A 25,353-nucleotide genomic window follows, 5' to 3' on the forward strand; every position below is an offset into this window, starting at 1 on the left:
TGCATCTGTTTTTCTTTCAGCTCCAAATTCTTCAGCTTGCTCTACCATTCTCGCTATAAGACTTGGTCCAGTGGCTTCTCTAACTGATCCAGGATAGTTAGCTACTTCATTTGTAGTCACAATCTGTCCACCTGTCTTACCTTTTTCTAAGATAAGGGTTTTCATTTTAGCACGGGCAGAATACAATCCCGCTGCAAGACCACCTGGTCCACATCCAATTATTATAATGTCATACAGATTTTCCATAAAGATTCCTCCTTTTTGCTTCATAATAAAAAATCGTTTGCCTGCATATTTTTAAAAAAATATTATAGACTAATTTAAATAGGTTTTATCAATTCGGAATTATTATATCACATTTTCGATTAATTTGTAAATTTGTTTATTATATAATCGTGATTATTTTTAGGAAAACCTTATTTTCCCTATTATATTTTATATTGTAGCGTTAATTATTTAATTATTCAATAACATACTACAATTTAAGCTTTAATATGCTATAATAGTTAAGGACTTTATATAACTAGAACTTATAGCAATAGATGGTGATAGAAATGAGAAAGAAAAAGAAAAAGATACAAAAAAGACGAATGATGGGATATTTTATCGATGCCGCAAATCAAATCATTGAAAATGAAGGCATAGAGTCAGTAACCATTCGGAAGGTAGCTGATATTGCTGGTTATAACAGTGCTACACTTTACAATTATTTTAATGATCTCAATCATTTACTTTTTTTTGCTTCTATGAAATACCTAAAGGATTATGCATTTAGTTTACCTGATTATATAAAAAATTCTAAAGATGATTTAGAGAAGTTCTTAAATATTTGGAAATGTTTTTGTTATCATTCATTTAAGAAACCTAAGATTTATCATATTATCTTTTTTGAAAAATATAGTGATTCCATTAGTGATGTAATTAAGGAATACTATTCAATTTTCCCCGAAGAATTAGGAGACCAGTCAATGGAGACCCTCCCGATGCTTATGGAAAAGAATATTTATGCTAGAGATATGGCTGTTCTTAGATCATGTGTTAATGCAGGATTTGTTAAAGAGGAACATTTAGAACAAATAAATGAAATGATACTTTTAATCTACGAAGGTATGCTTTTAAGGATATTAAATAATCAAGTTAACTATACTACAGATGAAGCAGTTGATAAAACAGTTAAATATATGAAACAAACCCTATGTGCCTTTAGAAATTAGTAATGTATTTATATATTACTAATTTTCTAATTTTAATTTTAAAAATTTGAAAATAATGGCTTTTATTTCTTAAAATTATTTGTGAATATTTTAACTCGAGCTTGATATAAACTACTATAACACATATCGTATTTATATAATATATATACCCATATCTGATTTTCATAAAATAAAATATAAAAAAAACAACAGATAAATCTGTTGTTTTTTTATAATAACATTATGTTCTCTTTTTCACATTCCTTAATCATTTCTTCAGGCCAAATTGCTGCTTGAACTTCTCCTATATGGGCTTTTTGAAGGAAATACATACACATTCTTGATTGTCCTATTCCTCCTCCAATAGTATATGGAAGCTTTCCTTCCAATAGATCTTTATGGTATGGAAGCTCTTTACGTTCCTCACAACCAGCCAATTCCAGCTGTCTTTCCAACGCCTCTTCATCAACCCTAATACCCATAGAAGATACTTCGAAAGCCATTTCTAAAACTGGATACCAGAAAAGTATATCTCCATTTAAAGTCCAATCATCATAATCTGGAGCCCTACCATCATGCTTTATACCTGATTCAAGCTCTCCACCTATGTGCATAACAAATACGGCACCCTTTTCTTTGGCTATTGCATCCTCCCTCTGTTTAGGAGTAAGTTGAGGATACTTGTCTTCAAGCTCCTGGGATGTTATGAAGAATATATCATCGGGTAGCTGTTTTTCAAGGGTTGGATAAAGGCTACATATTTCTTCTTCAGTTGACTTAAAAACACTATATATCTTTAATACTGTATCCCTTAAAGTTTCTTCCGTTCTGTCTTCCTTTGATATAATTTTTTCCCAGTCCCATTGATCAACATATATAGAGTGCAGGTTATCCAGCTCCTCGTCCCTTCTTATGGCATCCATATCGGTGTACAATCCCTTACCCATATCAAATCCATATTTATCCAATGCCATACGCTTCCATTTAGCCAGTGAATGTACCACCTGAACTTCCCTTCCGCCAATTCCTAACACATCAAAGGCAACGGGTCTTTCTACACCATTTAAATCATCGTTTAGTCCCGTTTCTGGTCTAACAAAAAGTGGTGCCGATACCCTTGTTAACTCAAGATTTTTTGCTAGTGTCCTTTGGAAATGATCCTTAATGCTTTTGATTCCAATTTCTGTATCTATTAAATTCATTTTCAATTCATATCCTTTTGGTATAATTAACGCTTTTTCTAAAGATTTCATAATAAAAGTCCTCCCTGATTTCTATTTTCTATTTATATTTTCTTAATAACGAAATTATTTTTCAATTTGAATACTAATTCCCGGTTATTAGCATTCAATGGGGCATATAAAAAAGCCCTTCATCCCTATACAAGGGACGAAAGGCTTGCTTCCGCGGTACCACCCAAATTAGCTAATTATCGCTCACTTTACAAGTACAGACTAGACATGATGCTACTACTCGATACTGTCCAATTGATAACGGTTAGGTGCCGTCTAAATCTACTCACCAATGGGGCTTTCGGTTAGAAACTCAGAGATGTTCTTCAATACAGACTTTGTGTTGGACTCCCACCATAACCAACTCGCTAAAACGCTACCTTGTATCTACTCTTCTCTTCATGGTTTTTGGTTTGTTAACTTGTTGTAATAAATTATAAGACATCTATAAAATGTTGTCAAGTATTTTTTTATATTTATTTATGTATATGCATGGATATTTGGTCATTCAAAAAAGTTACTTCTTTCTTGCAATGCCTGTTTCTATAGCCGCTTTTTTTACAGCTTCGGCTACATTTTCTGCTATCCTCATATCAAATGCCTTAGGTAAGATATTGTCTACATCCAATTCGTCTTCAGATATGGTGTTAGCCACAGCATGGGCCGCAGCTATCTTCATCTCTTCATTTATATCCGATGCTCTTACATCTAATGCGCCTCTAAAAATTCCAGGAAAAGCTAAAACATTATTTACTTGATTTGGAAAATCAGATCTTCCTGTTCCCATTATAAATACTCCACCTTTTTTTGCCTCATCGGGCATTATTTCTGGGACGGGATTAGCCATAGCGAAAACTATGGATTTGTCTGCCATTGTTGATATCATTTCTTTTGTCACAATATTAGGTGCTGATACTCCTATAAATACGTCCTTACCCTTTAATACTTCTTCTAGTGTTCCAGTTTCATTGTTTTTATTTGTTATTTTAATCATTTCTGCTTGTGCCCAATTGATGTCTTCTGACCCTTTATGTAGGGCCCCTTTTATTCCACATAGGACTATATTTTTAGCACCTAGCTTTAAAAGTAATTTCGATATGGCTATACCGGCAGACCCAGGGCCATTAACAACAACTTCAATATCTTCCATTTTTTTATCTGCTAACTTCAATGCGTTAATAAGTCCTGCCGCAACTACAATGGCTGTACCATGTTGATCATCATGGAATACTGGTATATCTAAGGTCTCCTTTAGTCTTGACTCGATTTCAAAGCATCTTGGTGCCGCTATATCTTCTAGGTTGATTCCTCCAAATACGGGTTCCAACAGCTTAACGGTTCTAACTATCTCATCAACATCCTTAGTGTCTAAGCATATGGGAAATGCATCTACATTTGCGAAGCTTTTAAAAAGCACTGCCTTTCCCTCCATTACTGGAATAGATGCAGATGCCCCTATATCTCCTAATCCCAGTACAGCCGTTCCATCACTTACTACTGCTACCAGATTTCCCTTAGATGTATAATCATAAACCGCTTCTTTGTTTTTATCTATTTCTCTACAGGGCTGAGCTACCCCGGGAGTATAGGCTGTGGATAGGTCATCCTTATTTTCAACCTTGACTTTACTTACAACTGATATTTTCCCCATATTTTCTTTATGTAATTTTAGTGCCATTTCATTGTAATTTACCATGATCACAGCCTCCTATTTTTTATACTTTTCTCTTTCTGTTTCATATAAATTATTACCTTCACTATCTATAACTACTATCACAGGGAAATCCTCTACTTCTAATTTCCTTATGGCTTCGGGGCCTAAATCATCATAGGCAATAATTTTTGCCCTTTTTATTGAATCTGCAATGAGAGCCCCGGCACCACCTATGGCGGCAAAATATATTGCTCCATGTTCTTTCATTCCCTCTATTACTTTTTGACTTCTACTTCCCTTCCCAATCATTCCATTCAATCCAAGCTTAAGCAGTGGAACTGTCAAGTCATCCATTCTATAGCTAGTGGTAGGTCCAGCAGAGCCTATGGCTTGTCCCGGCTTTGCTGGAGCTGGCCCCACATAATATATGATTTGATCTTCAATATCAAAGGGGAGTTCTTCTCCTTTTTTAATTGAATCCATTAATCTTTGATGGGCTGCATCTCTACCTGTAAATATGGTTCCACTTATATACACTGTGTCCCCTGCCCTTAAAGCTTTGACTTTTTCTTCGGTCAAAGGTGTTGTTATTTTTTTTATATTCTCAGACATATCCTGTCTCTCCTTATTTTATCCCATATTGTTCATAAAAGTTTTAGAAATATACAAGGGATCTCAAATTTCCCATGGACTATATGGGTTTATATAATCCTTTCTTCATGTCTAGAAGCATGGCAATTTATATTTACCGCTACAGGCAATCCTGCTATATGGGTTGCAAAAACTTCAATATTAACGGCGAGGGCAGTAGTGCTTCCCCCTAGCCCCTGTGGCCCTATACCGAGATTATTAATTTTTTCTAAGAGTCTTTTTTCCATTTCTTTTATATACTGGATCTCATTATGTTCACCAACAGCTCTTGTTAAAGATTTTTTAGCCATATAGGTTGCTTTATCCAAGGTTCCTCCAATTCCTACTCCTACAACTATAGGAGGACATGGATTAGGTCCCGCCTGGGATACTGTTTCAACCACAAAATCCTCTACACCCTTTATTCCATCAGAGGGCTTTAACATTTTGGTTTTACTCATATTTTCACTACCAAAACCCTTAGGTGCTATTGTTATTTTCACCCTATCTCCTGGAACTATATCATAATATATTATTGCAGGTGTATTATCCCCTGTATTTTTTCTTAGCAAGGGGTCTCCTACAACAGATTTTCTAAGATATCCTTCGCTATACCCTTGTCTAACTCCTTCATTTATTGCATCAGTAATATTTCCACCTATAAGCTGAACTTCTTGTCCTAGCTGAACAAATATCACGGCCATACCAGTATCCTGACACATGGGCATTTGGCTTTCCTTAGCTATTTTAGCATTCTTAATCAAGTTCTCAATTATCCCCTTACCTACTGGAGACGCTTCTTCTGCTTTAGATTTTTCAAATGCACTCAAAACATCTTTTCCTAGATTATAATTTGCACTGATACACATTTCCTTCACAGCTTCAACAATTTCTTTTACATTTAATTTCCGCATCCTTTAAATTTTACCTCCTAATTAAGTAATTATCATTATTATAGTATATATCCCTTCATTTTCACAATAGGGGAAATTACATAACTCTGACTTGGCTAAGCCTAATATGGGAATATCATCCTTAATTTAATTACTTAAGATATAAGCATATTTGATGGTATAGCTTTGGAGATTTTAAAATTATATATAGTATATTTTCAAATAAAAACCCCATAAGCTTTCCTTTATAGCCTCATCCATGGGTGGGCCTAAATCGTTTATATAAATCCCAAAATTACTATCATATCTTGAAATTTCCTATAAATGATCTAGGCTTAGTTTTCCCCAGCCATGAAAAAATAAGCTAGGTTTTTCAAATGGGCGAAAAGGATTGTCATAGGGTTCTATGGATATGCTATAAAGATTTGTTTTATAGCGTATTCATGTTTTTTATATTTTGTAAAAATCTTTTCCCTTCATTAATCTGTCTTTCTACTTCTTTCGGAGCTGTTCCTCCAAAAGAATTTCTATTTTTTACACTGTCTAAATATCTGAGACTGCCAAAGGAATCCCTTGATAATGGGCAATCTATTTTAATCAAATCTTCATCCGTTAATTCATCAATCTCAATATGTTGTTCTTCACAGTATTTTACCATCTTACCAACAATCTCATGGGCCTTTCTAAAGGGTATACCATTCTTCACAAAAGTTTCCGCAACATCGGTGGCGTTTAGAAAGCCCTTTATCATATGTTTTTCTATATTTTCATAGTTAAAGGATGTCTTTTCAAGCATTTTTGTAAATATTAGTATACAATTCTTAATCGTCTTAACCGTATCAAACATAGCTTCCTTATCCTCTTGAAAATCCTTATTAAAAGCTAATGGTAATCCCTTAACCACAGTAAGTAGGTTCATTAAGCTTCCATAAACTCTACCTGTTTTCCCCCTAATTAATTCTGGTATATCCGGGTTTTTCTTTTGAGGCATAATACTACTACCTGTACAAAAGCTATCATCGATATTGATGAAACCAAATTCCTGTGAGTTCCAAAGTATAAATTCCTCAGAAAATCTACTTAAATGCATCATACACATAGAAGCAAAACATAAAAATTCTATTATAAAATCTCTGTCACTAACTGTATCCATTGCATTTTCGCTTACATGTTTGAAGTTTAATAACTGGGCTGTTCTTTGCCTATTGATTGGCAAGGTCGTTCCTGCCAATGCACAAGCTCCCAAGGGACAATAATCCACTCTATCATAACATTCTATCAACCTATCTATATCCCGTCTAAACTTTTGAAAGTATGCCATCAAATGAAATCCTATGGTAACGGGCTGAGCATGCTGTAAATGAGTAAAACCAGGTATAATCCATTCTTTATTTTCATCTGATTTTTGAAGAATTGTTTCCTCTAGATCAATTAAAAGCTGTAATATGATTTTAATTTGCTCTCTTAAATACATTCTAGTATCTAAATTGGCTTGATCATTCCTACTTCTAGCGGTATGCAGTTTCCTCCCAACATCCCCTAGCTCTTTAATCAAGACAGATTCCACAGCCATATGTATATCTTCCTGGGCCGTTGTAAATTTTATATCGCCCTTGCTAATACCTTCTTTAATTTTTCTTAAAGCAACAATAATCTGTTTGCTTTCATTCTCTGTCACTATCCCCTGCTCTGCAAGCATTGTGACATGGGCAATGCTTCCATCAATATCATATTCATAAAGATTGATATCAAAGGTAATAGAAGCATTAAATTCCTCAACTAGTTTATCCATGTCCTTGGAAAAACGGCCTCCCCATAGATTAGCCATAATATCCTCTCCTCTCAATAGTCAAATTATTAAAAAACACAATTTATATAAATAAATTTTATAGTTTTTCTCCTTTAAGGGCTTCTATTTCATCTATAGTCAGATTCTTTATTCTTGTCCCTTTAGTCTTAGATAATATAATTATTGAAATAACTAATAATACTATGGAAATAAATAATACAATTACGCTTCCAGTTATTCCTGCAATAATATATCCAATAAAACTTACGGTTCCATTTATCAAAGCATAGGGCAGCTGTGTCTTTACGTGGTCAATATGGTCACATCCTGCACCGGTTGAAGATAATATGGTGGTGTCTGATATAGGAGAACAATGATCTCCAAACAATCCACCGGAAAGAACCGCCCCAATACATACATACATTGGTGAACCCAAGCTAAATGCCATTGGAATAACTAAAGGCATCATTATGGCAAAGGTACCCCAGGATGAACCCGTTGCAAAGGACATAATCCCACCAATAATAAATACGAGGGCAGGAACAGCCCATGCCGGTAAACTACCTTGAGTAATATCAATAATATAGTTTGCAGTTCCTAGACCCTTCCCAACTGTACCCAAGGCCCAAGCCAATACTAGTATTACTGAGACATTCATCATTTTACTCATCCCATAATAATATATCTCTAGACTCTCACTCCAGTTTTTAACCCCATAATACACCATCAAGATCATAAGTATAATTGCTGCAAATAAATACCCTGTACTTAGTGCTGTTCTAAATGCACTTCCTGGTACTTTTTGAAATGGGAAGCCTAGGGGAGCCAATATCCCTACCAATGTTAGGAAAAGTACAATCAATGGCAGCCAAATCAATATGGCTTCACTACTGTTTTCCATAGTATCTGTTGATTTTCTAATTGGATTTGAATGGGGCCAATATATCTCGCCGGTTTCTTGTACCCTCTTTTCGGCCTTTGCCATTGCACTAAATTCAAAACCCGTATATGCCACTATAGGCACCATTAACACTGCCATAATTGGATAAAATTGAAATGGTATTGCTCTAATAAATGCAGTCCAATCGGATTCGGCAATGCTTAATACCTCAAACTCTTTTTGTATTAATCCCATCACATATACTCCCCAACCTATGAAGGGAACTAACACTGCTACCGGTGATGCGGTTGAATCTAAAATCCACGCAAGCTTCTCTCTAGAGACCCTCAGTTTATCCGCTAGGGGTTCAAAGATAGGCCCTACAATAAGGGGTGTTCCCAAATCCGAGAAAAATACGATAATACCTCCGAGCCATGCCGAAAGCTGCACCTTAAATCTGTTATTAATCACACCTGCCACTTTCAGTGCAAAGGCGGCGGCTCCTCCAGATTTCTCCATTAGTCCCACAAATCCTCCGATAAATACTAATAGCACTAGAACCCCTGCATTGTAGCTGTCGGTTAATTGTGTAAATAGATATTCTTTAATCATGGTCGTTATGCCTGTAATAGGATTTCCCCCCACAAGAATTAATACTCCTGTAAATACACCTATAAACAAAGCTGGCACTACATTTTTAGTCTTGATTGCAATAATAATAGCCAATATAACTGGTAAAATAGATAAAATTCCCATATGTTCCATAGATACGCCCCCTTGTCTATTTTTATAATTATCAAAATTACTTAATAAATCCTTTCTACATTTCCACCTCCTTCATCCTACTTTTTATCGAATGGGTAAATTATATATCCTCTATCCTAATAAACAAGCAAATAATATGCCAAACTTTAAATAGCTAAATTCCCTTATTCCTATTAAATAATATATATAAAACATTATAAAAAAGGTATAAATGGGATTAAATTAATCCCATTTATACCTTTACTTCTTTTAAATGATTGAAAACAGTAATACCAAAATCAGTGATTTTTGTACCACCTCTGCCTTTATTGATGATGACCATTCCGTATATTTCTAGCTTTAATAACATTTTCCTAATTTCTTGTTCTGATAAATAAATTCCTCTTTCATCAGCGGCACTAGAAATACTTCTTCGCCCTACTCTTCTACGATTTAAATAGCCCTCATGCAATATCTGCAATATAAATATATAATCCGAAACATTTCCATTGACCATAACCCTATCAATAATTTTCTTTTCTTCACTCTTTAGATCATAATTACTTCTGTTATATAAATCTGTATCAAAGGGAAGATCCTTAGGATAGATGATTTGTTTCCTTAAATTTGCTAAATATTCAACATAATTTTTTAGTTCCCTGATATTACCCTCCCAGCTATGGTTTAAAAACTTATATTTAGCTTCCTTAGATAGTGAAAAATCCGTATTAAACTCTTTTTTGAATTCATCTATTAATAAGAGAACATCTTCTTTTCTATGTTTCAGCCCTGGTATTTTTAAGGGTAGTACATTTAGTCTAAAATATAAATCATTTCTAAATCTCTTCATTTTCACTAATTGTTTTAGATCACGGTTTGTTGCTGCTATGATTCTCACATCTATGTCTATTAAACTGTCTCCACCTATCCTCATGACTTTTCTCTCCTGCAATACCCGTAGCAATCTTGACTGTAGTTTGTTTGGCATCTCTCCAATTTCATCTAAGAAGATGGTTCCCCTATGGGCCAATTCAAAAAGTCCTAATTTTCCTTCCTTTTTTGCTCCTGTAAAAGCCCCTCCCTCATATCCAAACAGTTCGCTTTCCAATAGGTTCTCTGGCAAAGCCGCACAGTTCACTGCCACAAATTGATAACTTCTCCTGGGAGATTCATTGTGTATTGCTTGAGCAAACAATTCTTTTCCAGTACCACTTTCCCCTGTAATAAGAACAGATGAGTTGGATTGAGCCATTCGTTTTGCTATATCTATAGTATTTTTTATTGAGTTACTTTTACCTCTGATATAATCAAAGGTATATTTTGCTTCATGTCCTTTATTAATAAGCTGCTGCCTTAATTTATGTTGATTTTTTTCAATATCCGTAAATCGATTTATAACTGCAACAGCCCCATTTAGAATATCACCATTCATTATGGGAGCTATGGTTAATGCAATATCCTGTCCATTAATATTTACCAGATGGTTTCTTATGGGTTTACATGTTCTTAATACCTGTGAATAGGGAATCTCCGGTAATACCTTAATTGAATTACAGCCAACTACTATCTCTTCCCTATATCCAATTATATTTTCAGCACTTTTATTATACGAATAAACCAAACCGTTAGAATTGGTGATAATAATGCCTTGATTCATAATGCCTAATAAAGCCTCAAACTTACTATTAAGACTATCATTGGTACTTAGTACTTTTTCTAATCCGAAGCTGATAGGAACAATATCGTTAAAGTATTTTCTAATCTTTGAATCTCCCAATTTTTCGTCTATGCCCAGCTTAACCGCAATATCTACTATAGTACTCATATCAAATATTCTTTGTCCAATATCGATGACTTTGTCTACACAATCAGGCACATATCTTGATTCTCCCGGAGTTACGGCTAAGGAAATATCTGGTATATCAGTCAAACCTGGGTATACTGGGATCAAATCTACATTCTTACACCCTAACTGAAAAATTAATGAAATGGTTTCCATGCAAACCTTAGGATTTATGTTTACAAGAATTGCTTTAGTATCCTTAGGCAATCCATTAATTTTATTCATTCCTTTTTTTGTTAAGGTGTAGTTGGCTATTATAATCTCTGCATCACTGCTTACATATTCTTTAACGGCTTCAAAGATAGTAAAGGAAGATATTAATACAATATCTTCCTTTACACCAGCCTCAATAGTACCACTATCAAAGCAATAATTTTCTATCTCAATACTCTTACCGAATAATACTTGAAGCTGTTTACTATAGAACTCTGATATATATTCATTAATGGAAATTACAGCTAACTTTTTTTTAATCATCATAATCACTCCAGTGGCAAATTTAAAACAAATACCCTAAACATATTCAAGTATTCCATGGCTAAAAGATAAATAGTCCAACTAACCCCGCCATAGCTATATAGTATATGGGGTGATACTTCCATTTATTTGTAGCATACATAAAAACTCCAAATAAAATTAGGGCTTTAAAATTAAATAAATCTATTATATTATCTGTGGATTTAAAAAGATCTACATTAAACATGGAAATTAAGGAGATACTAAAGGCCGCTGCGGCAATAAGCCCCGTTACGGCTGGCCTTAGACCTACAAAAATCCCTTGTACTATCCTATTTTCATTAAAATGCCTTAAAAACTTAGCAATAATACAAATAATAATAATGGAGGGCGTTACCATCCCCAATGTAGCAACCACAGAACCCAAAGTTCCCATCTGGTTGAAGCCCACATAGGTAGCCATGTTTATACCAATTGGTCCCGGTGTAGATTGGGAAACGGCAATCATATCTGCAAATTGTCCCTTGGTCACCCATCCCCGGGTCAAAGCTTCATTTTGTAGTAAAGGAAGAGCTGCTAAACCTCCCCCAATAGTAAATAAACCCACTTTAAAGAAAATCCAATAAATCTTAAATAACTCAATCATATCTGCTTTCCCCTCATTCTTAGGGTATTTAACAAGATGCCGATAACTCCAGCAGTGATAATAACATAAATTGGGGATGTATGTAGAAATGCAACTACTATAAATGCCATGATTCCAATAGTCATCCCAATCCAATCCTTAATAGCCTTTTTCCCCATTTTTATGACTGCATTTAAAATAAGTACTACCACTACAACACGTATGCCGGAAAAGGCTTTTTGAATCCACAAATTATCTGCAAACTGTTGAAAGAAAGCCGCTATGGATATTATTATAAACCAAGAAGGAACAACCATACCCAATGTAGCTATTATCCCTCCAATGACTCCTTTTTCTTTAAATCCAATGAATGTAGCCGTATTTATGGCAATGATCCCAGGTGTGGATTGCCCTATGGCATAATAGTCCATTATCTCCTCTTCAGTTGCCCATGCATGTTTTTCCACCACTTCTCTTTGGAGCATAGGGAGCATAGCATAACCACCACCAATTGTAAAAAAACCTATTCTGAAAAATACATTAAACAATTTCCACAATATATTCTTATTGTTTCCCATTGTCATCCTCCAAATTTATTTAGTCATTGGTCTCTAGTATCTATTATAGTTTCTTTTTTTATAAAAAAATTCCTCTTTTAAGCAAATAATTTTTTGTTTCAAAAAATATAGGGAGTGTCTTTTAAAACACTCCCATTACTATTTACCACATCATAAGCCTATCAGCTTCAAACTTCAATTCATCTCTAAAATTTGGATGGGCTATTTTTATAAGTCTTTTTACTCTTTCACCAATACTTTGTCCCCTAAGCCATGCAACACCATATTCTGTAACAATATAATCAACATCGTTTCTAGATAGGGTTACTATAGCTCCTGTCTTTAATGTAGGTACAATTTTTGATACTGTTACCCTTTCACCTTTTTCATTTTTAACCTTCGCGGTGGAATAAAGGGCTATAAAGGATTTTCCTTCTGGACAATTTTGCGCGCCTATTGCAGTATCCGCTTGACCACCGGTTCCCGAGAACTGCTTATGTCCTATTGATTCTGAACAGCATTGACCTGTTAAATCGACTTCTATTGTAGTATTTATAGAAATCATTTTATGATTCTGTCCTACAATATAGGGATCATTTGTCCATTTACCCTGCATAAATAGTACATTAGGATTTTCATCAATATAGTCATATAACTTTTGACTTCCAAGGGCAAATGTACAAACCGACTTATTTTTATAAAGTGTTTTCATAGAATTATCTGCTGCGCCACATTCTATTAGATCCACCATACCATCAGTAAACATTTCTGTATGAATTCCCAAATGTTTTTTTGTCTCTAAGGCTTTGGCCACAGCATTTGGTATTCCGCCGATACCAAGTTGAATAGTTGAGCCATCCTCAATTAGCTCTGCTATATAATCACCAATTTTTCTGTCCTTTTCTGAAAGAGATGCTACTGGTAAGGAAATAATCGGTCTATCGGTCTCAACAATTGCATTAACCTTGCTTATATGGATTTGATTATCCCCAAAGGTTCTAGGGTAATTTCCATTGACCTCTACAATCACTACAGCATCACCGGATTCAATTAATTCCATTTCATAGGTATTGCCTATAGATAAGCTTAGATAACCGTGTTTATCCATCTTTGAACATGTTGTCAATAAAACCTTCCTTCTACCCTTCATAGCATATAATCTCTTATTTAAGGATAGATGTAAATGCTGTGGCTGAAAGGATAAATGTCCCTTTGGATGGTTCTTCCTTAAAAATGGTGTGTAAAACCATCCATTCACATGGATAACCTTTCTATATTCGGGATTCCCCATAAATTCATAATTTCCAAATGGTAAAGTATTACTAAGCTCACAGTCTCTAACTCCATTTTCTTTTATTGTATGGAGTTCATTCAATATATCTAAAGGCTCACTACCACCGAGACCACACAATATAAAATCATTTGACTGTATAAGCTTTAAAGCTTCAGATATTGTTTTTTTCTTACTCTTGTATATTTTATTTATATTCATATATTTTACCTCCTCAACTATTACTGAGTTCTACCCCACCTAATCATTGTGCAGCCAAAGGCATATCCCGTTCCAGCACCTAGTAAAGCACAAATGTTTCCATTTTTTACTTTCCCTTGTACTAATCCATATTTCAATGCTATAAATTGGTCTGCATGACCGCAATGTCCATCATCGGCTAAATATACAGTTTTTTCTTTATCAATGCCTAAATTAGCCATAATAGCATAATGAGCCTTTGGATTTATATGATTTATAGCAATAAAATCTACATCTTTTTCTTTTAAATTAGAATTCTTAAGGGCTTTCCTAACTGTTCCTGTAAAATCTGGCAAAGATCTTGTCGCTAGTCTTTTCTTCATTCCCTTTGGGTCTTCCAAATGAAGTAATCTGGCTTTTCTCAATTTTTCAGGATCTTTTGCTATATCATCAGTTATTGGGTATAAGGTTCCTCCCCATTTTCCGATTACATCATCACAAAATATATGATCTGTTATAATCCCAGTCCCTAATACTTCATTTTCCATATGATCTCTTTTAAGTAAAAGAGCTAGTCCTGCCGGTGACATGTCAAACATAAAAGATTGATTTTTGTCTTTATAGTCTATTAAGTATGCATTTGTATTTCCCCCGGCTATTAATACGGTTTTTAAACTACCATCGGACTTCATCATATCCTTTGCTATCTTCAATGCTAAGGGTGTACCTGCACACCTAAATCCTAAATCCCATGCATATGCATTATCTGCACCTAATTCATTTTGTATTTTTATAGCCGCAGTCCAGCATACATATTCACAGTAAGTTTCACCTGCGAATAGTATCATATCAATATCATTTGGATCTATATTATTTCTTTGCAACAGCTTTTTTGATGCTTTTGTAGCCATCATTGCCGAATGATCCTCAGGTCCTCCTATATGTTTTCTATTAATTCCCATTTTATCTCTCAATATTTCTGGTGGTATATCTACGAGCTTTGATAGTTCCTGGGCAGTTATTGTTTTTTCTGGTAGATATGTCTCAAAGTCTACAATCCCAACATGAAAATCTCTAGTCATTAAAATTCCTCCTTTAAATAGTACTACTTTAATCATCTGAGCAAATTGCATAATTACCTTCTGCAAAAACTATCTACTATATATAGTTAAAAAACCTTAAGAACTATACCATCAAATATGCTTATATCTTAAGCAATTAAATATAGGATGATATTCGCATATGCAATTCTGCCAAGTAAGAGTTATGCAATTTCCTCATCTATATATATTTCTTACTTTAAGTTAATCGCAAAAGTCTTGCCAATTTTTAGGTATTAGGAAAATAAAAGGTGTATTTTGAAAATCAATACAGAACAATATGCTTATATGTATGTATTTCTTAGGGTTTCAAAGATCTTTAAAGCTTGTTTTTTTACTATAATTACTTCTAAAAATAAGGTTTTTAGAATAATTTTAAATTATAAATCTTTTTAAACTAAAATCCTTATTGTATCAATTAGTTACTTTTATAAAAATAGAATTTTATAAAAAATTGAATGAAGCTACTCTTACCAAATGATGTATTCAATAGTTACACTTCGCAAAAATGTTACATATATTTAATCATTTTCTAAAATGACATTAAGTTCATGATATAATAATGAGGAAAATAATAAATATCAGGAGGTGATGATCTGTTTAAATTTAATCATACTAATCAAGTAGATAAATTTTTTAATATCATACCATCTTCTCTATTTAATAAACTACCTCTCCCTATCAATTTCGTAGACAGTGAATGTAAAGTTATTGTTATGAATGAAGCCTTCTTAAACTATCTAGAAACACCATTAACTGAAGTGGTTGGAAAACATCTTTCTGAAATCGATAATACCACTCGACTACCAATAGTTTTAAAAACGGGTATCCCGGAAATAGGTCAAAAGCATGTTTTTCAAAGCGGAAAAGAATCAATTGTAGATAGAATACCTATTTTTGATGGTGATGAAATAATAGGTGCGGCTGGAATAATAGTACTAGATGATATTAAATCCTTAGATAATGCAAATAATATTAGAAACTCCATAATTAATTCTATAAAACCTACAAATCATACTAATCCAAAAAATCTTAACTGTAATTTCAAAGCTAAATATACATTTGATGATATAATTACTCAATCCTCTTTAATAAAACATTTCAAATCTCGCGCTCAATCTTTTGCAGCAACTAATCTACCTGTATTAATTACTGGTGAAAGCGGCGTTGGCAAAGAACTTTTTGCCCATGCAATTCATAATAGCAGTGATAGAGTATATAAACCATTTGTAAGTATCAACTGTGCTACAATCCCTGAAACATTATTGGAATCCGAACTCTTTGGGTATGAAAAAGGGTCTTTTACGGGGGCAAACAAATCTGGAAAATTAGGTAAGTTTGAATTAGCTCAAGGTGGAACAATTTTTTTAGATGAGATTGGAGACCTCCCTCTTAATATGCAATCCAAACTTCTAAGAGTACTTCAAGAAAATCAAATTGAAAAAATAGGAAGTAGTAAATCCATAGATATTGATGTAAGAATTATTGCAGCGACAAATTATGATTTGCTCAAGCAAGTAGAAAGCAAAAGATTTAGAGCTGACTTATATTATAGATTGAATGTTTTAAATCTAAACATCCCATCATTACGTGAAAGATCCGAAGACATTCCTTTATTAATCGATCATTTTATATCTTCCTTTTATCAAAAAAATGGAATATACAAGAAATTTTCCATTGGAATTATATCCGCACTATCTAATTATAGCTGGCCTGGAAATGTTAGAGAGCTTAAAAACATTGTTTACCGTTTGATGGTAATCGCAACCGGTGAAGAAGTGACAAAGGCTTCAATACCCACGAATATACTGGAGAACAGTTATAAAAGTATGGCTAATTCCTACAATATATCAGGACTATTATCTCAGAAATGTTCCCTAAATAATATACTTAAGGAAATTGAAATTAAAATAATTGAAGATACTTTGAATATCTGTAATAATAATAAATCTAAAGCAGCAGAATTATTAGGTATTAAAAGAATGACTCTTTACAGAAAGCTTAAGAATAATGATAAGTAGAGTTTTAAACCTCTTCGACACTTTATTAGAGATATTATTAATTTTCTTAGTCCCATCTCTATATAGAATTTATTATAGTAGAACTTAATTTATACGTATCAAAGTACTCAGTGTTTTAAGGAGTTTTTGATGCGTATAAATTAAAGTTTCTACTTAAATCCCTATGGTTCTTATTTTGTTGCTTATGCATTTAATTTTTTGATTATATGGTTCATGTTTCCTGCTAAATGCTTCATTATGCTTATACCCTCTGTATCTTCATTGGCATTTATACTGCCAGATGTTCCTGCGGAACCAACGGTCCAATAATTTGAACCTATTATAATAAAATCATTTACCGCTGCCCATAAGGCTAACTGTGCGTAGGCAAATGTTTGACCTGTTTTTCTCGCAACAGTTATTGGTGCAAAAACTTTTCTTGAAAAGGGCATTTGACCCCAATCATATTTCCCTTTACTGGTTTTCAAATCATTTTTCATCCAGCGTGAAGAAAATCCTGCTCTATCTAAAAGTGCTTTTAACCTAGGCGTTATTGACCCATTATATACTGGTGACCCAATAATGAGTCCATCTGCCTCCAGCATCTTATTGAAAACACCTTTAAAATCATCATTTACTACACATTTTTTGTTCTCTATGCAACCATAGCACCCTCTGCATTGATCAATATTTTTATCCTTTAATCTTATGAATTCTACTTCAAATTCCTTGTCCTTTAATTCTTTCAAAACAACATTAATATAATATTCTGTATTACCTGCTCTAGGACTTCCACATATCCCTAAAATTTTCATGCATTTCCTCCTCAAGCTGAAAATTGTTTATTATAGATCTATAACCGCCTCAACTCTCTTATCAAGCTCTTTTTCTGTGGCTCCTTTAGTAAATAGTGAAACAACTACTGTTACTACTAGTGCCGCAGCTATTACATTAACATACCAAGGTAAACCTCCAGGCCATTTAAAGCCTGTTCTATTTAAAACTAATGCAGTAACATTTAAGATTAAAGCTGTTATCAAACCTGCAAAAACACCTTGGCTGCTTGCTTTTTTCCACAGTAGTCCTGTTATAAAAACTGGAAAAGTAGCAGACATTAATGTCCCCCATCCAAATGTCCCTAATATAGCTACTGCTTCACCACTGGTTAGTGCAAACAATATTGCCAGTATACCTATTATAAAAGTAATGATTCTTGAAATCTTTATCTGTTTTTTAGAGTCTAATTCTTTACCAAGTGCATTAGGGAGGTCCCTTGAAATGATATTAGAGGAAAGTGTTAAGAACATGCTTGCAGTTGACATTGATGCTGCAAGTATGGCTGCATAAACAAATAATTGAGCATATACTCCAACATAATCAGCAACCGCAAATATAGCATTGTCACCTTTTACTAAGGGAGGTATAATACCTTTACCAACAAGATAAAGTGCTGCATATGCCATTGTTACAGCAAAGAAACCAACAATCATATGTCCTAATGCTGCATATAAGCCAAGCTTAGGCATATCCTTAGGATTTTTTAAAGCATACATCCTTGTTAAAACTTGAGGTTGACCCATTGTTCCTAGAATAGGAATAAACATCCATGTCATAGCAATAGATCCTGGAAGCACTCCCCACGCATTCATCATTTCGGGACTAAATGCTTTAGTTACTTCCTGCCCATTTACTGTAGCAGTTACCTTCCCTACAGTGGACACAACCTCCACTACATTCCCAAAGCCTTTTGTAATAGAGAAAAAGGCAGCTATCATTATTATTCCTGCAACTACCATTACCATCCCTTGAAATGCTTGAGTAAGCACTCCACCAACTTCACCACTTATGGCAGTATATATAGTCAATATACCGAAGATAAAAAATCCTGCTACCATTGGGTCCCACCCTAATAAATGGGCAAATAATGCAGAGGTTGCACTAATCTGCGATGCTAAATAAGCTATAGCTCCTATAAAAAGTACAATAGATAATGTGGCCTTTATACCTCTATGATTGTTATATCTTAAATCTGCAATATCCCCTAGGCTTGCGATGGGAGCAACTTCTGCCATAGCCCTAATCTTTTTACCAATTGCAAAATAAGCCATTGCAAATGCAGCAGAGGATAACATCCACAATGTCATTGTATTCCCAAAGGAATAGATAATACCTGGTACGCCAACTACAGCAAAGGCACTCGCTACTGCTGCAACAGTGGATAAGCTAACTGTAATTGGTCCAAAAAGTGCGGTTCCACCAAAGAATGATTGAGGATCTGAGGCTTTTTTCTTTGCTGTCCAACCTATGAAAAATGAAACAATAATCATTCCTAAAGAAAAAGCCATTATTAAGTACTTAACTCCACTTGCCATCTACAATTCCCCCTTTGCAGTATTAATAGCTTCAATTTTTTTCTTGAAATTATCCCATCCTTCATCGGACAACCAATGATCTGCAAAAATATAAAAACCTAAACTAAGTGTAAGTACTCCTCCTACCCAATAGGTTAATATAGTAAATGCAAAGGAAGGGTGGAAGCCCATAATTGTAAATTCAGGCATTCTCCCGGTAAAAACATCAGCATAATATTTTGAAAAATAGAAACCAACAATCCATAATACTGCCCATGATAATAATGGATATAAAAATAGCTTTTTATTTAGCTTCCCATTCTGTGACGCTCCAAGCATCATATAAAGCAGCATTAATACAACGCTAGATATCAATCCAGCAAACCAATTACCATTCCACCCACTGATAGTAATGAATATCCAAAGCATGGTTATAATAATAATAATACCTGTTCTTTTACTGCCTATCTCCATAATAACCCTCCTCTTAATTTAAATTTCTACATCCTATCCTCCCTTTATTATTAATTATTTATATTAAACAGCAAATTTCATGCCAATATAACATTCAATATAAATAGCTATTCTTATCCATTGCTTTTTCAACCCTATGTAACATTTCATTGTTTATCATGTGAAAATAATCATATGAATACCAGATAAACTTGTTTTCCGAATAATGTATCATATTTGTTACAATTTTTTATTATGTTACATGAATATTAAACCATATAAGTGTACATCTATATTCCTGCTGGAATATATAATACCTTCTTAACCATACTTTCCAACATAAAAAAATTTCCCATATAGAATAAGATTTATCTTATCAGCTATATGGGAAAACTGCTTTTTAAAAATGAAATTAATTTTTACAACCACAAATATTAGATATTTTACAATCTCTAACAACTCATCAAGTTCTCCTTTCATAGGAAATCCTTGGTAATATTTGTAAACTAAGATTAATTGAAGACATATAAACTCTCCTCTCATAATATAGAAATCAAAACCAATGATTTCTATTATTTTATGTTTAGGCACATTCAAAAAATAAGCTATATTCTAATCGTAAATTTAGTATATACTCCGAGTTCAGAATCTATTTCCATATCGCCATCTATTTTGTCCACTATGGTTTTTACAATCGATAGACCTAATCCTAATCCCGATATACTTCTAGACTTGTCTACTCTATAAAAAGGTTCAATAACTTTTGACTGCTGCTCTAAGGACATACCTATCCCATCATCTTCTATGGATAACACAATTCTATGTTTTTCTTTTCCTAAAGTTATTAAAATTTGTCCATATTCATCCGTGTATTTATAGGAATTATCCACAAGATTATAAATCAACCTATTGAGCCAGATTCTATCAATTGGTAGATACAATTCTTCATGACAAAGGTTCATGCTAATTTCTATTTTCTTTTCATTATTTTTAAAATAGCTTACTGTATGCTCTATACAATCTTGTATGCTTGTCTTAAGTTTGTGATCAACATAGTTATCCTTTGAGATATAAGCCGTTAGACTAGATGTCATATTAACAAGATCATTTATTGCCTCCTTTGTGACATGAAGAATCTTACTTTTATTAATCTCACTTTTAAAATCATCTTTTTCAAGTAGCTCTGTGTTAAGCTTGATGGTCGACAGCGGTAAGCGTAAATCATGGCTTACCCCCCTAAGCAAGTCCACTCTCACCATTTTCTCTTTTGAAAAATACATCTTTAGTTTTAAAATACTATTGATTATCATAAATATAGCTACAGCGGTAATAAAAACATCCCTATAATATAATCTAAAAATACTGCATACAATGTCTATTCGAGCCAGTCCAAAAATAAAAACTAAAGCAATCAAGCTTATAATACTTTTTATATTAGGATTTCTAAAGTAATTTATTAAACCTAGTAATGCGAAAATAAAAGAATAGGCAGCAAATAAATTATATGACAATAGAATAGACAATATCATAACTAATGGAAGCATGTATTTTTTTACACGTTTTTTCAGTAGCTGATCAGCCATTGAATAAATCATTATCACGGCAAAAAATATTCCTACTTCAAAGTTATAAATCATGAGCAATGACCCTAATGAAAGCATAATTGTATGGATTTGTTTGCGATTTGTCATTATCATAATCAGGGTACTTATTAATAATAGAAGCATCACCATCACATTAATACACTTTTTTGAAATAATAAGATTATTGACACTGCTATAACTTCCTACAAAGTAGTTATTACCATACTGTAAAAACTCTGGTTTCTCTTCAATACCTTCTACATAGAAATCTACCCTATTGTTAATATAGTCTTCCCTATCTACATAAAATACAATGTGATCTTTGTTTTCATACATAGGATAATTAGGGGACTGATTTTGCATAACAAATTTTTTATTTTTATATAGTGTGAAGCCTTTGTAGGGGTTGATAACAGTAAAAAATATTTCTTTTTTATCCTCTGAATAAATTTGAACTACTTTAGAAAAGCTATGTACCATGGTTATTTTATTGAGGTCTAAATCATCGACATTGATGAAGTTATTCGATTCAATATGATGAACAACTTGATTAGAAATAATTTCTTCTAAGCTTTCCATTCCCATTAATAGGGCAATAATACTTATAACTATGACAAATAGTTTTCTTTTCATTTCATCACCACTAGTCGATAGCCTTTTCCATAAACATTTTCAATTATTACTTTATCACTTTCTAATTCCTTTATGGTTTTTCTGAGCCTAGAAATAAGGGTATGCACCCTAAAATCATGGATTTTTTTAATCTCCTTTAAACCTGACAACTCCGTTTTATATAATATATCCCCTTTTTTATATTTTTCAAAAAGCATTTTGAGAACTATGCCCTGGGAATTCTGTATGATTATGGAATTATAATCCGTAGAAAGAGTTGAATTTTCAAGATTTAATATTAAATCACCTATCCGATACACTGGACTTTCATTGTACTTTCTTTTATTTATTGCCTTTAATTTATATTCAAGTTCAAACAATGTAACGGGCTTTATCATATAGTCATCTGCACCTTTTTTATAAGCAATACGTCTTGTTTCCTCTTTTTCTAAGGCGGATATAATAATAACAATGGCATTTGACTCATTTTTTATGAAAGGAATTATTTCATAACCAAGACCATCGGGTAGCATTATATCTAAGAGTACAACATCAATTTTTTCACTTTTTATGACTCTTTTTACATCCCTCAAATTCTCCGATATCATGATATCAAATATGCTACTTAAAATATTCCTATAGGTGAGCGCCAGTTTTTTATCATCTTCTACAATTAACACCTTCATCTCATATCCCCCTCAATATAATAGTCTGCTTTTTCAAAATGATGGTTTGTAGTAATTATCTTCTTATTGTTTTTAGAGGCGAAATCAACTATAAAATCTAGGACTTCTTCATTCATTTCCAAATCGTCAACTAAGGAATAATCTACTAATAAGTACATAATATCATAATATTTAACCAAGCAATCTACTTTTAAATCATTACCAAAGTTCTTAACCACATAATTAAAATTTCCTTTTTCTTCTAATATGTCCATATTTCTATCCAAAACATCAAACCCAACGATAAAATACAAAGAAATATTATTATTTAACAGCTTACTATCTATCCAGTCGAAAAATCCATCTGCTAAAAGTGTTTGTTCATTTACATCAATAAATATGTTTTCCGTATCATCATGGCTCCCACTAATAACAGCTTTAATAATGATCTTATCCAATTTTGTCATTAGGTTTAATCGATTTATGCTGTGATAAAATGTTGTATGTGACACCCCTTCAATGCAGCCTCTTACATATTTACCAATATCATTTCCATTTTTATCCTTTATATCTTCATATCTTAGTTCAATACGACCTTCATTAACCATGTTCTTTATGTTCTCATCCCTAGCAATTTTATTTTTGTAAAAGTTTTGCATTTTTTCGTCAAAGTAGATTATTTCCCTTCTTTCCTGGGCTAAGTGAAGTCCAAGCTTTAGCCTATTCAAAGCTATATCCAGATTGTTATCTTGATAATCTATATAAGCTATGTCTAAGTCATAATTCAATCTAATATTTCTAAGCAAAACATCTTTTTTAATAGTTTTACAAAAGCCTAACACATCTTCAGTATCTTCTTTTAATATTAAATATCTACCCTCATCCACATAAAATATGGATTCTGTTTCTAATAGGGATTCTTTAACTTTGCGCAAAAAATTTTGTATATATTTAGTATAGATTTTTTCTCCATAGTAATAGCCTATGTCATCACCATTCTTCATTTCTAAGAGAATCAAATAGCCACTTTGCTTTTTGATTTTTTTCTGTAAATATCTTACATTATATAACCCATAGTTATTATCTACATAGTATATTTTTAAAAAATAAACGTACAGCCTTCTTCCACCAATCAACAAACCTAAGGGAATAGCCATGATAAAGGCATAAACATAGGGCCTCTTTTCCGTCTTCGGCTGCTGCATCTCATTATGCAAAACTTTTTGAGTATCTATAATAGATAAGCATTTATTAATAATGTCGATACAATTCTCATCATTACTTACAAAACGGTTTTCATTACTTTCTAATTCCCCACATATTTCTAAGAATTCTGGTGGCACTATACTTGAAAAAAAAAGTTTAGGAAGAATTATGTAATCTAGTTCATTGTTTTTCATAGCTTTAGTTGCTATTTCAAAGTCCATATAATCTGTTACATTGATATTTGGCATCTCCTTGAGGAGGTAATCCGTAATATTTGGTACGCCAAACACTCCTACTTGATAGGGGGCTAATTCATAGACTTCATTTATTATCTTTTTATCAGAAGTGCTTACTACGATTATTTCATCTTCAAACACACTTTTTGAAGCGTAGTCCTTTGTTCTATTGTTATCAATATAAAAATCGATATCGTTTCTAAGTCTAAGATTTTTTAGACTATCAAATAGAAACACAAAATTCCCATCACAAATAAAACCCATCTTTTCTACAATATTGGGAATTACCCCTTCAAAAGAGTTTTCCTCACCATAGGCATATAGAAAGTACTCCTTTGGCAAACCTACTACAATAGTTTCTTTTTCATTTAGATAATCCATTTCACTTTGGCTAAACTCAACTAAACTCTTTTCTAGCTCAAAGCTAAGAATATCAAAAATAATAACGTCAATATTTTGCTCCTTTAAGTAGCTAACTTCTTTATTTAAAATGGAATAAAGAATAGGATAGTTTTTGCTTACCCCTATATGGTTTGTTTCCTTTGTTATGCTATCTATCTTAAAAAAATGTAATCCTCTAACATTATGGTCATAGCTTTTTGTGGATAAAAAACAATCAATTTCACCATTGGCAAAGGCTTTTCTAGTGTCTTCAAATGTATCAAAGGTAACCAACTTATACCCTAGGTTTGGATAATCCTGGGTAAAGGATTCAAATAAAGCAACTTCTTTTTCCACTCCTATTACTTTACCCCTTATGTCTTTAAAGGATCTTACACCATTATGAAGATTAGAATAAATCCCACATGGAATAGGCATAAATGACTCTGTAAAATAAGTATAATCTTCACGTTTTTCTATTCTATTCATGTTCATGACAACAGGCAAAGTCCCCTTTTTCAACATATCCAGGCTATTATTCCAACTTTCATCGTATATTCTTAATTTTAACGAAGTATCCTCCTCTATTTTTTCACACATTTTTTTAGAAAATCTTCTCTCAGCGGGAAAATAGCCAGTCCAAAACACTGTATCCTTATTTTCCCTAATAAATTTTAATTCTTCATCGGTGAATTTCGGCTTTCCATTCTGATGATTCATTTCAAAAAAAGCAAAGGTGATAGGGACTAAGAATATAAGAAATAAAAGTGTTAATTTTTTTTTCACCACGCTTCACCTC

At 33.0% G+C, this 25,353-nt stretch carries 21 protein-coding genes and 1 other annotated feature; of the genes, 2 read left to right on the forward strand and 19 right to left on the reverse strand.

Annotated elements, in window-relative coordinates; genetic code table 11:
- A partial coding sequence (locus N4A68_08535) for an FAD-dependent oxidoreductase (GenBank protein MCT4564348.1) occupies positions 1-246 on the reverse strand: 246 nt, incomplete at its 3' end.
- A 308-nt stretch (positions 247-554) separates the two neighbouring features.
- Between N4A68_08535 and N4A68_08540 the strand changes: the two genes are divergently transcribed.
- Positions 555-1,214: a TetR/AcrR family transcriptional regulator gene (locus N4A68_08540; protein MCT4564349.1), complete on the forward strand. Its 660-nt coding sequence runs from the start codon at positions 555-557 to the stop codon at positions 1,212-1,214.
- 209 nt (positions 1,215-1,423) lie between these two features.
- Here N4A68_08540 and asnA read toward each other — a convergent pair whose 3' ends face one another.
- From asnA to N4A68_08595, 11 genes are all read right to left on the reverse strand, one after another.
- Entirely contained in the window at positions 1,424-2,446 is a 1,023-nt protein-coding gene (gene asnA, locus N4A68_08545) for an aspartate--ammonia ligase (GenBank protein ID MCT4564350.1), read from the reverse strand.
- A 129-nt stretch (positions 2,447-2,575) separates the two neighbouring features.
- Positions 2,576-2,837: a binding site (T-box leader), on the reverse strand.
- 105 nt (positions 2,838-2,942) lie between these two features.
- A complete protein-coding gene (locus N4A68_08550; GenBank protein MCT4564351.1) occupies positions 2,943-4,121 on the reverse strand; it encodes an NAD-dependent malic enzyme in 1,179 nt (392 codons plus the stop codon).
- Positions 4,122-4,133: 12 nt separating this feature from the next.
- The gene (locus N4A68_08555) at positions 4,134-4,691 is read right to left on the reverse strand and encodes a Fe-S-containing hydro-lyase (protein MCT4564352.1); all 558 of its coding nucleotides are present in this window, start codon (positions 4,689-4,691) and stop codon (positions 4,134-4,136) included.
- Positions 4,692-4,780: 89 nt separating this feature from the next.
- On the reverse strand, positions 4,781-5,623 hold the full coding sequence (locus N4A68_08560; GenBank protein ID MCT4564353.1) for a fumarate hydratase: 843 nt from the start codon (positions 5,621-5,623) through the stop codon (positions 4,781-4,783).
- Positions 5,624-6,032: 409 nt separating this feature from the next.
- Positions 6,033-7,430, reverse strand: coding sequence for an argininosuccinate lyase (gene argH, locus N4A68_08565; protein ID MCT4564354.1), 1,398 nt, complete (start codon positions 7,428-7,430; stop codon positions 6,033-6,035).
- 58 nt (positions 7,431-7,488) lie between these two features.
- Positions 7,489-9,036, reverse strand: a complete 1,548-nt coding sequence (locus N4A68_08570; GenBank protein MCT4564355.1) for a Na+/H+ antiporter NhaC family protein — start codon at positions 9,034-9,036, stop codon at positions 7,489-7,491.
- Positions 9,037-9,268: 232 nt separating this feature from the next.
- On the reverse strand, positions 9,269-11,335 hold the full coding sequence (locus N4A68_08575) for a sigma 54-interacting transcriptional regulator (GenBank protein MCT4564356.1): 2,067 nt from the start codon (positions 11,333-11,335) through the stop codon (positions 9,269-9,271).
- A 61-nt stretch (positions 11,336-11,396) separates the two neighbouring features.
- Complete coding sequence (locus N4A68_08580) at positions 11,397-11,960, reverse strand: chromate transporter (GenBank protein ID MCT4564357.1); 564 nt, start codon at positions 11,958-11,960, stop codon at positions 11,397-11,399.
- The gene (locus tag N4A68_08585) at positions 11,957-12,517 is read right to left on the reverse strand and encodes a chromate transporter (GenBank protein ID MCT4564358.1); all 561 of its coding nucleotides are present in this window, start codon (positions 12,515-12,517) and stop codon (positions 11,957-11,959) included. Before N4A68_08585 ends, N4A68_08580 begins: the two co-directional genes overlap by 4 nt.
- Before the next feature lie 142 nt (positions 12,518-12,659).
- Positions 12,660-13,988, reverse strand: coding sequence for a 4-hydroxybutyrate--acetyl-CoA CoA transferase (locus N4A68_08590; GenBank protein ID MCT4564359.1), 1,329 nt, complete (start codon positions 13,986-13,988; stop codon positions 12,660-12,662).
- A gap of 20 nt (positions 13,989-14,008) precedes the next feature.
- Positions 14,009-15,049, reverse strand: coding sequence for a 3-oxoacyl-ACP synthase (locus tag N4A68_08595; GenBank protein MCT4564360.1), 1,041 nt, complete (start codon positions 15,047-15,049; stop codon positions 14,009-14,011).
- Positions 15,050-15,783: 734 nt separating this feature from the next.
- Between N4A68_08595 and N4A68_08600 the strand changes: the two genes are divergently transcribed.
- Positions 15,784-17,088 (forward strand): sigma 54-interacting transcriptional regulator, encoded by a 1,305-nt coding sequence (locus N4A68_08600; protein ID MCT4564361.1) that lies wholly within the window; start codon positions 15,784-15,786, stop codon positions 17,086-17,088.
- A 182-nt stretch (positions 17,089-17,270) separates the two neighbouring features.
- On the opposite strand, the gene N4A68_08605 is transcribed toward N4A68_08600, so the two are convergent.
- From N4A68_08605 to N4A68_08635, 7 genes are all read right to left on the reverse strand, one after another.
- Entirely contained in the window at positions 17,271-17,882 is a 612-nt protein-coding gene (locus N4A68_08605; protein MCT4564362.1) for a flavodoxin family protein, read from the reverse strand.
- 30 nt (positions 17,883-17,912) lie between these two features.
- Positions 17,913-19,439 carry a hypothetical protein gene (locus tag N4A68_08610; GenBank protein MCT4564363.1) on the reverse strand — a complete coding sequence of 509 codons (1,527 nt, stop codon included), beginning with the start codon at positions 19,437-19,439 and terminating at the stop codon, positions 17,913-17,915.
- Positions 19,440-19,892, reverse strand: a complete 453-nt coding sequence (locus tag N4A68_08615) for a hypothetical protein (protein ID MCT4564364.1) — start codon at positions 19,890-19,892, stop codon at positions 19,440-19,442.
- A gap of 300 nt (positions 19,893-20,192) precedes the next feature.
- Positions 20,193-20,351: a hypothetical protein gene (locus N4A68_08620; GenBank protein MCT4564365.1), complete on the reverse strand. Its 159-nt coding sequence runs from the start codon at positions 20,349-20,351 to the stop codon at positions 20,193-20,195.
- A 125-nt stretch (positions 20,352-20,476) separates the two neighbouring features.
- Positions 20,477-22,087 (reverse strand): HAMP domain-containing histidine kinase, encoded by a 1,611-nt coding sequence (locus tag N4A68_08625; GenBank protein ID MCT4564366.1) that lies wholly within the window; start codon positions 22,085-22,087, stop codon positions 20,477-20,479.
- Positions 22,084-22,752 (reverse strand): response regulator transcription factor, encoded by a 669-nt coding sequence (locus N4A68_08630; GenBank protein MCT4564367.1) that lies wholly within the window; start codon positions 22,750-22,752, stop codon positions 22,084-22,086. Before N4A68_08630 ends, N4A68_08625 begins: the two co-directional genes overlap by 4 nt.
- On the reverse strand, positions 22,749-25,340 hold the full coding sequence (locus N4A68_08635; protein ID MCT4564368.1) for a transporter substrate-binding domain-containing protein: 2,592 nt from the start codon (positions 25,338-25,340) through the stop codon (positions 22,749-22,751). Before N4A68_08635 ends, N4A68_08630 begins: the two co-directional genes overlap by 4 nt.
- Positions 25,341-25,353 lie beyond the last annotated feature (13 nt).

The sequence above is a fragment of the Maledivibacter sp. genome (genome assembly GCA_025210375.1).
Classification (GTDB): domain Bacteria; phylum Bacillota; class Clostridia; order Peptostreptococcales; family Caminicellaceae; genus JAOASB01.

Bases quoted from the DNA above. Each gene is read 5' to 3' on its own strand.
- N4A68_08540 (MCT4564349.1), top strand. From the start codon at position 555: ATGAGAAAGAAAAAGAAAAAGATACAAAAAAGACGAATGATGGGATAT.
- asnA (MCT4564350.1), bottom strand. From the start codon at position 2,446: ATGAAATCTTTAGAAAAAGCGTTAATTATACCAAAAGGATATGAATTG.
- N4A68_08550 (MCT4564351.1), bottom strand. From the start codon at position 4,121: ATGGTAAATTACAATGAAATGGCACTAAAATTACATAAAGAAAATATG.
- N4A68_08555 (MCT4564352.1), bottom strand. From the start codon at position 4,691: ATGTCTGAGAATATAAAAAAAATAACAACACCTTTGACCGAAGAAAAA.
- N4A68_08560 (MCT4564353.1), bottom strand. From the start codon at position 5,623: ATGCGGAAATTAAATGTAAAAGAAATTGTTGAAGCTGTGAAGGAAATG.
- argH (MCT4564354.1), bottom strand. From the start codon at position 7,430: ATGGCTAATCTATGGGGAGGCCGTTTTTCCAAGGACATGGATAAACTA.
- N4A68_08570 (MCT4564355.1), bottom strand. From the start codon at position 9,036: ATGGAACATATGGGAATTTTATCTATTTTACCAGTTATATTGGCTATT.
- N4A68_08575 (MCT4564356.1), bottom strand. From the start codon at position 11,335: ATGATTAAAAAAAAGTTAGCTGTAATTTCCATTAATGAATATATATCA.
- N4A68_08580 (MCT4564357.1), bottom strand. From the start codon at position 11,960: ATGATTGAGTTATTTAAGATTTATTGGATTTTCTTTAAAGTGGGTTTA.
- N4A68_08585 (MCT4564358.1), bottom strand. From the start codon at position 12,517: ATGGGAAACAATAAGAATATATTGTGGAAATTGTTTAATGTATTTTTC.
- N4A68_08590 (MCT4564359.1), bottom strand. From the start codon at position 13,988: ATGAATATAAATAAAATATACAAGAGTAAGAAAAAAACAATATCTGAA.
- N4A68_08595 (MCT4564360.1), bottom strand. From the start codon at position 15,049: ATGACTAGAGATTTTCATGTTGGGATTGTAGACTTTGAGACATATCTA.
- N4A68_08600 (MCT4564361.1), top strand. From the start codon at position 15,784: ATGAATGAAGCCTTCTTAAACTATCTAGAAACACCATTAACTGAAGTG.
- N4A68_08605 (MCT4564362.1), bottom strand. From the start codon at position 17,882: ATGAAAATTTTAGGGATATGTGGAAGTCCTAGAGCAGGTAATACAGAA.
- N4A68_08610 (MCT4564363.1), bottom strand. From the start codon at position 19,439: ATGGCAAGTGGAGTTAAGTACTTAATAATGGCTTTTTCTTTAGGAATG.
- N4A68_08615 (MCT4564364.1), bottom strand. From the start codon at position 19,892: ATGGAGATAGGCAGTAAAAGAACAGGTATTATTATTATTATAACCATG.
- N4A68_08620 (MCT4564365.1), bottom strand. From the start codon at position 20,351: ATGAAAGGAGAACTTGATGAGTTGTTAGAGATTGTAAAATATCTAATA.
- N4A68_08625 (MCT4564366.1), bottom strand. From the start codon at position 22,087: ATGAAAAGAAAACTATTTGTCATAGTTATAAGTATTATTGCCCTATTA.
- N4A68_08630 (MCT4564367.1), bottom strand. From the start codon at position 22,752: ATGAAGGTGTTAATTGTAGAAGATGATAAAAAACTGGCGCTCACCTAT.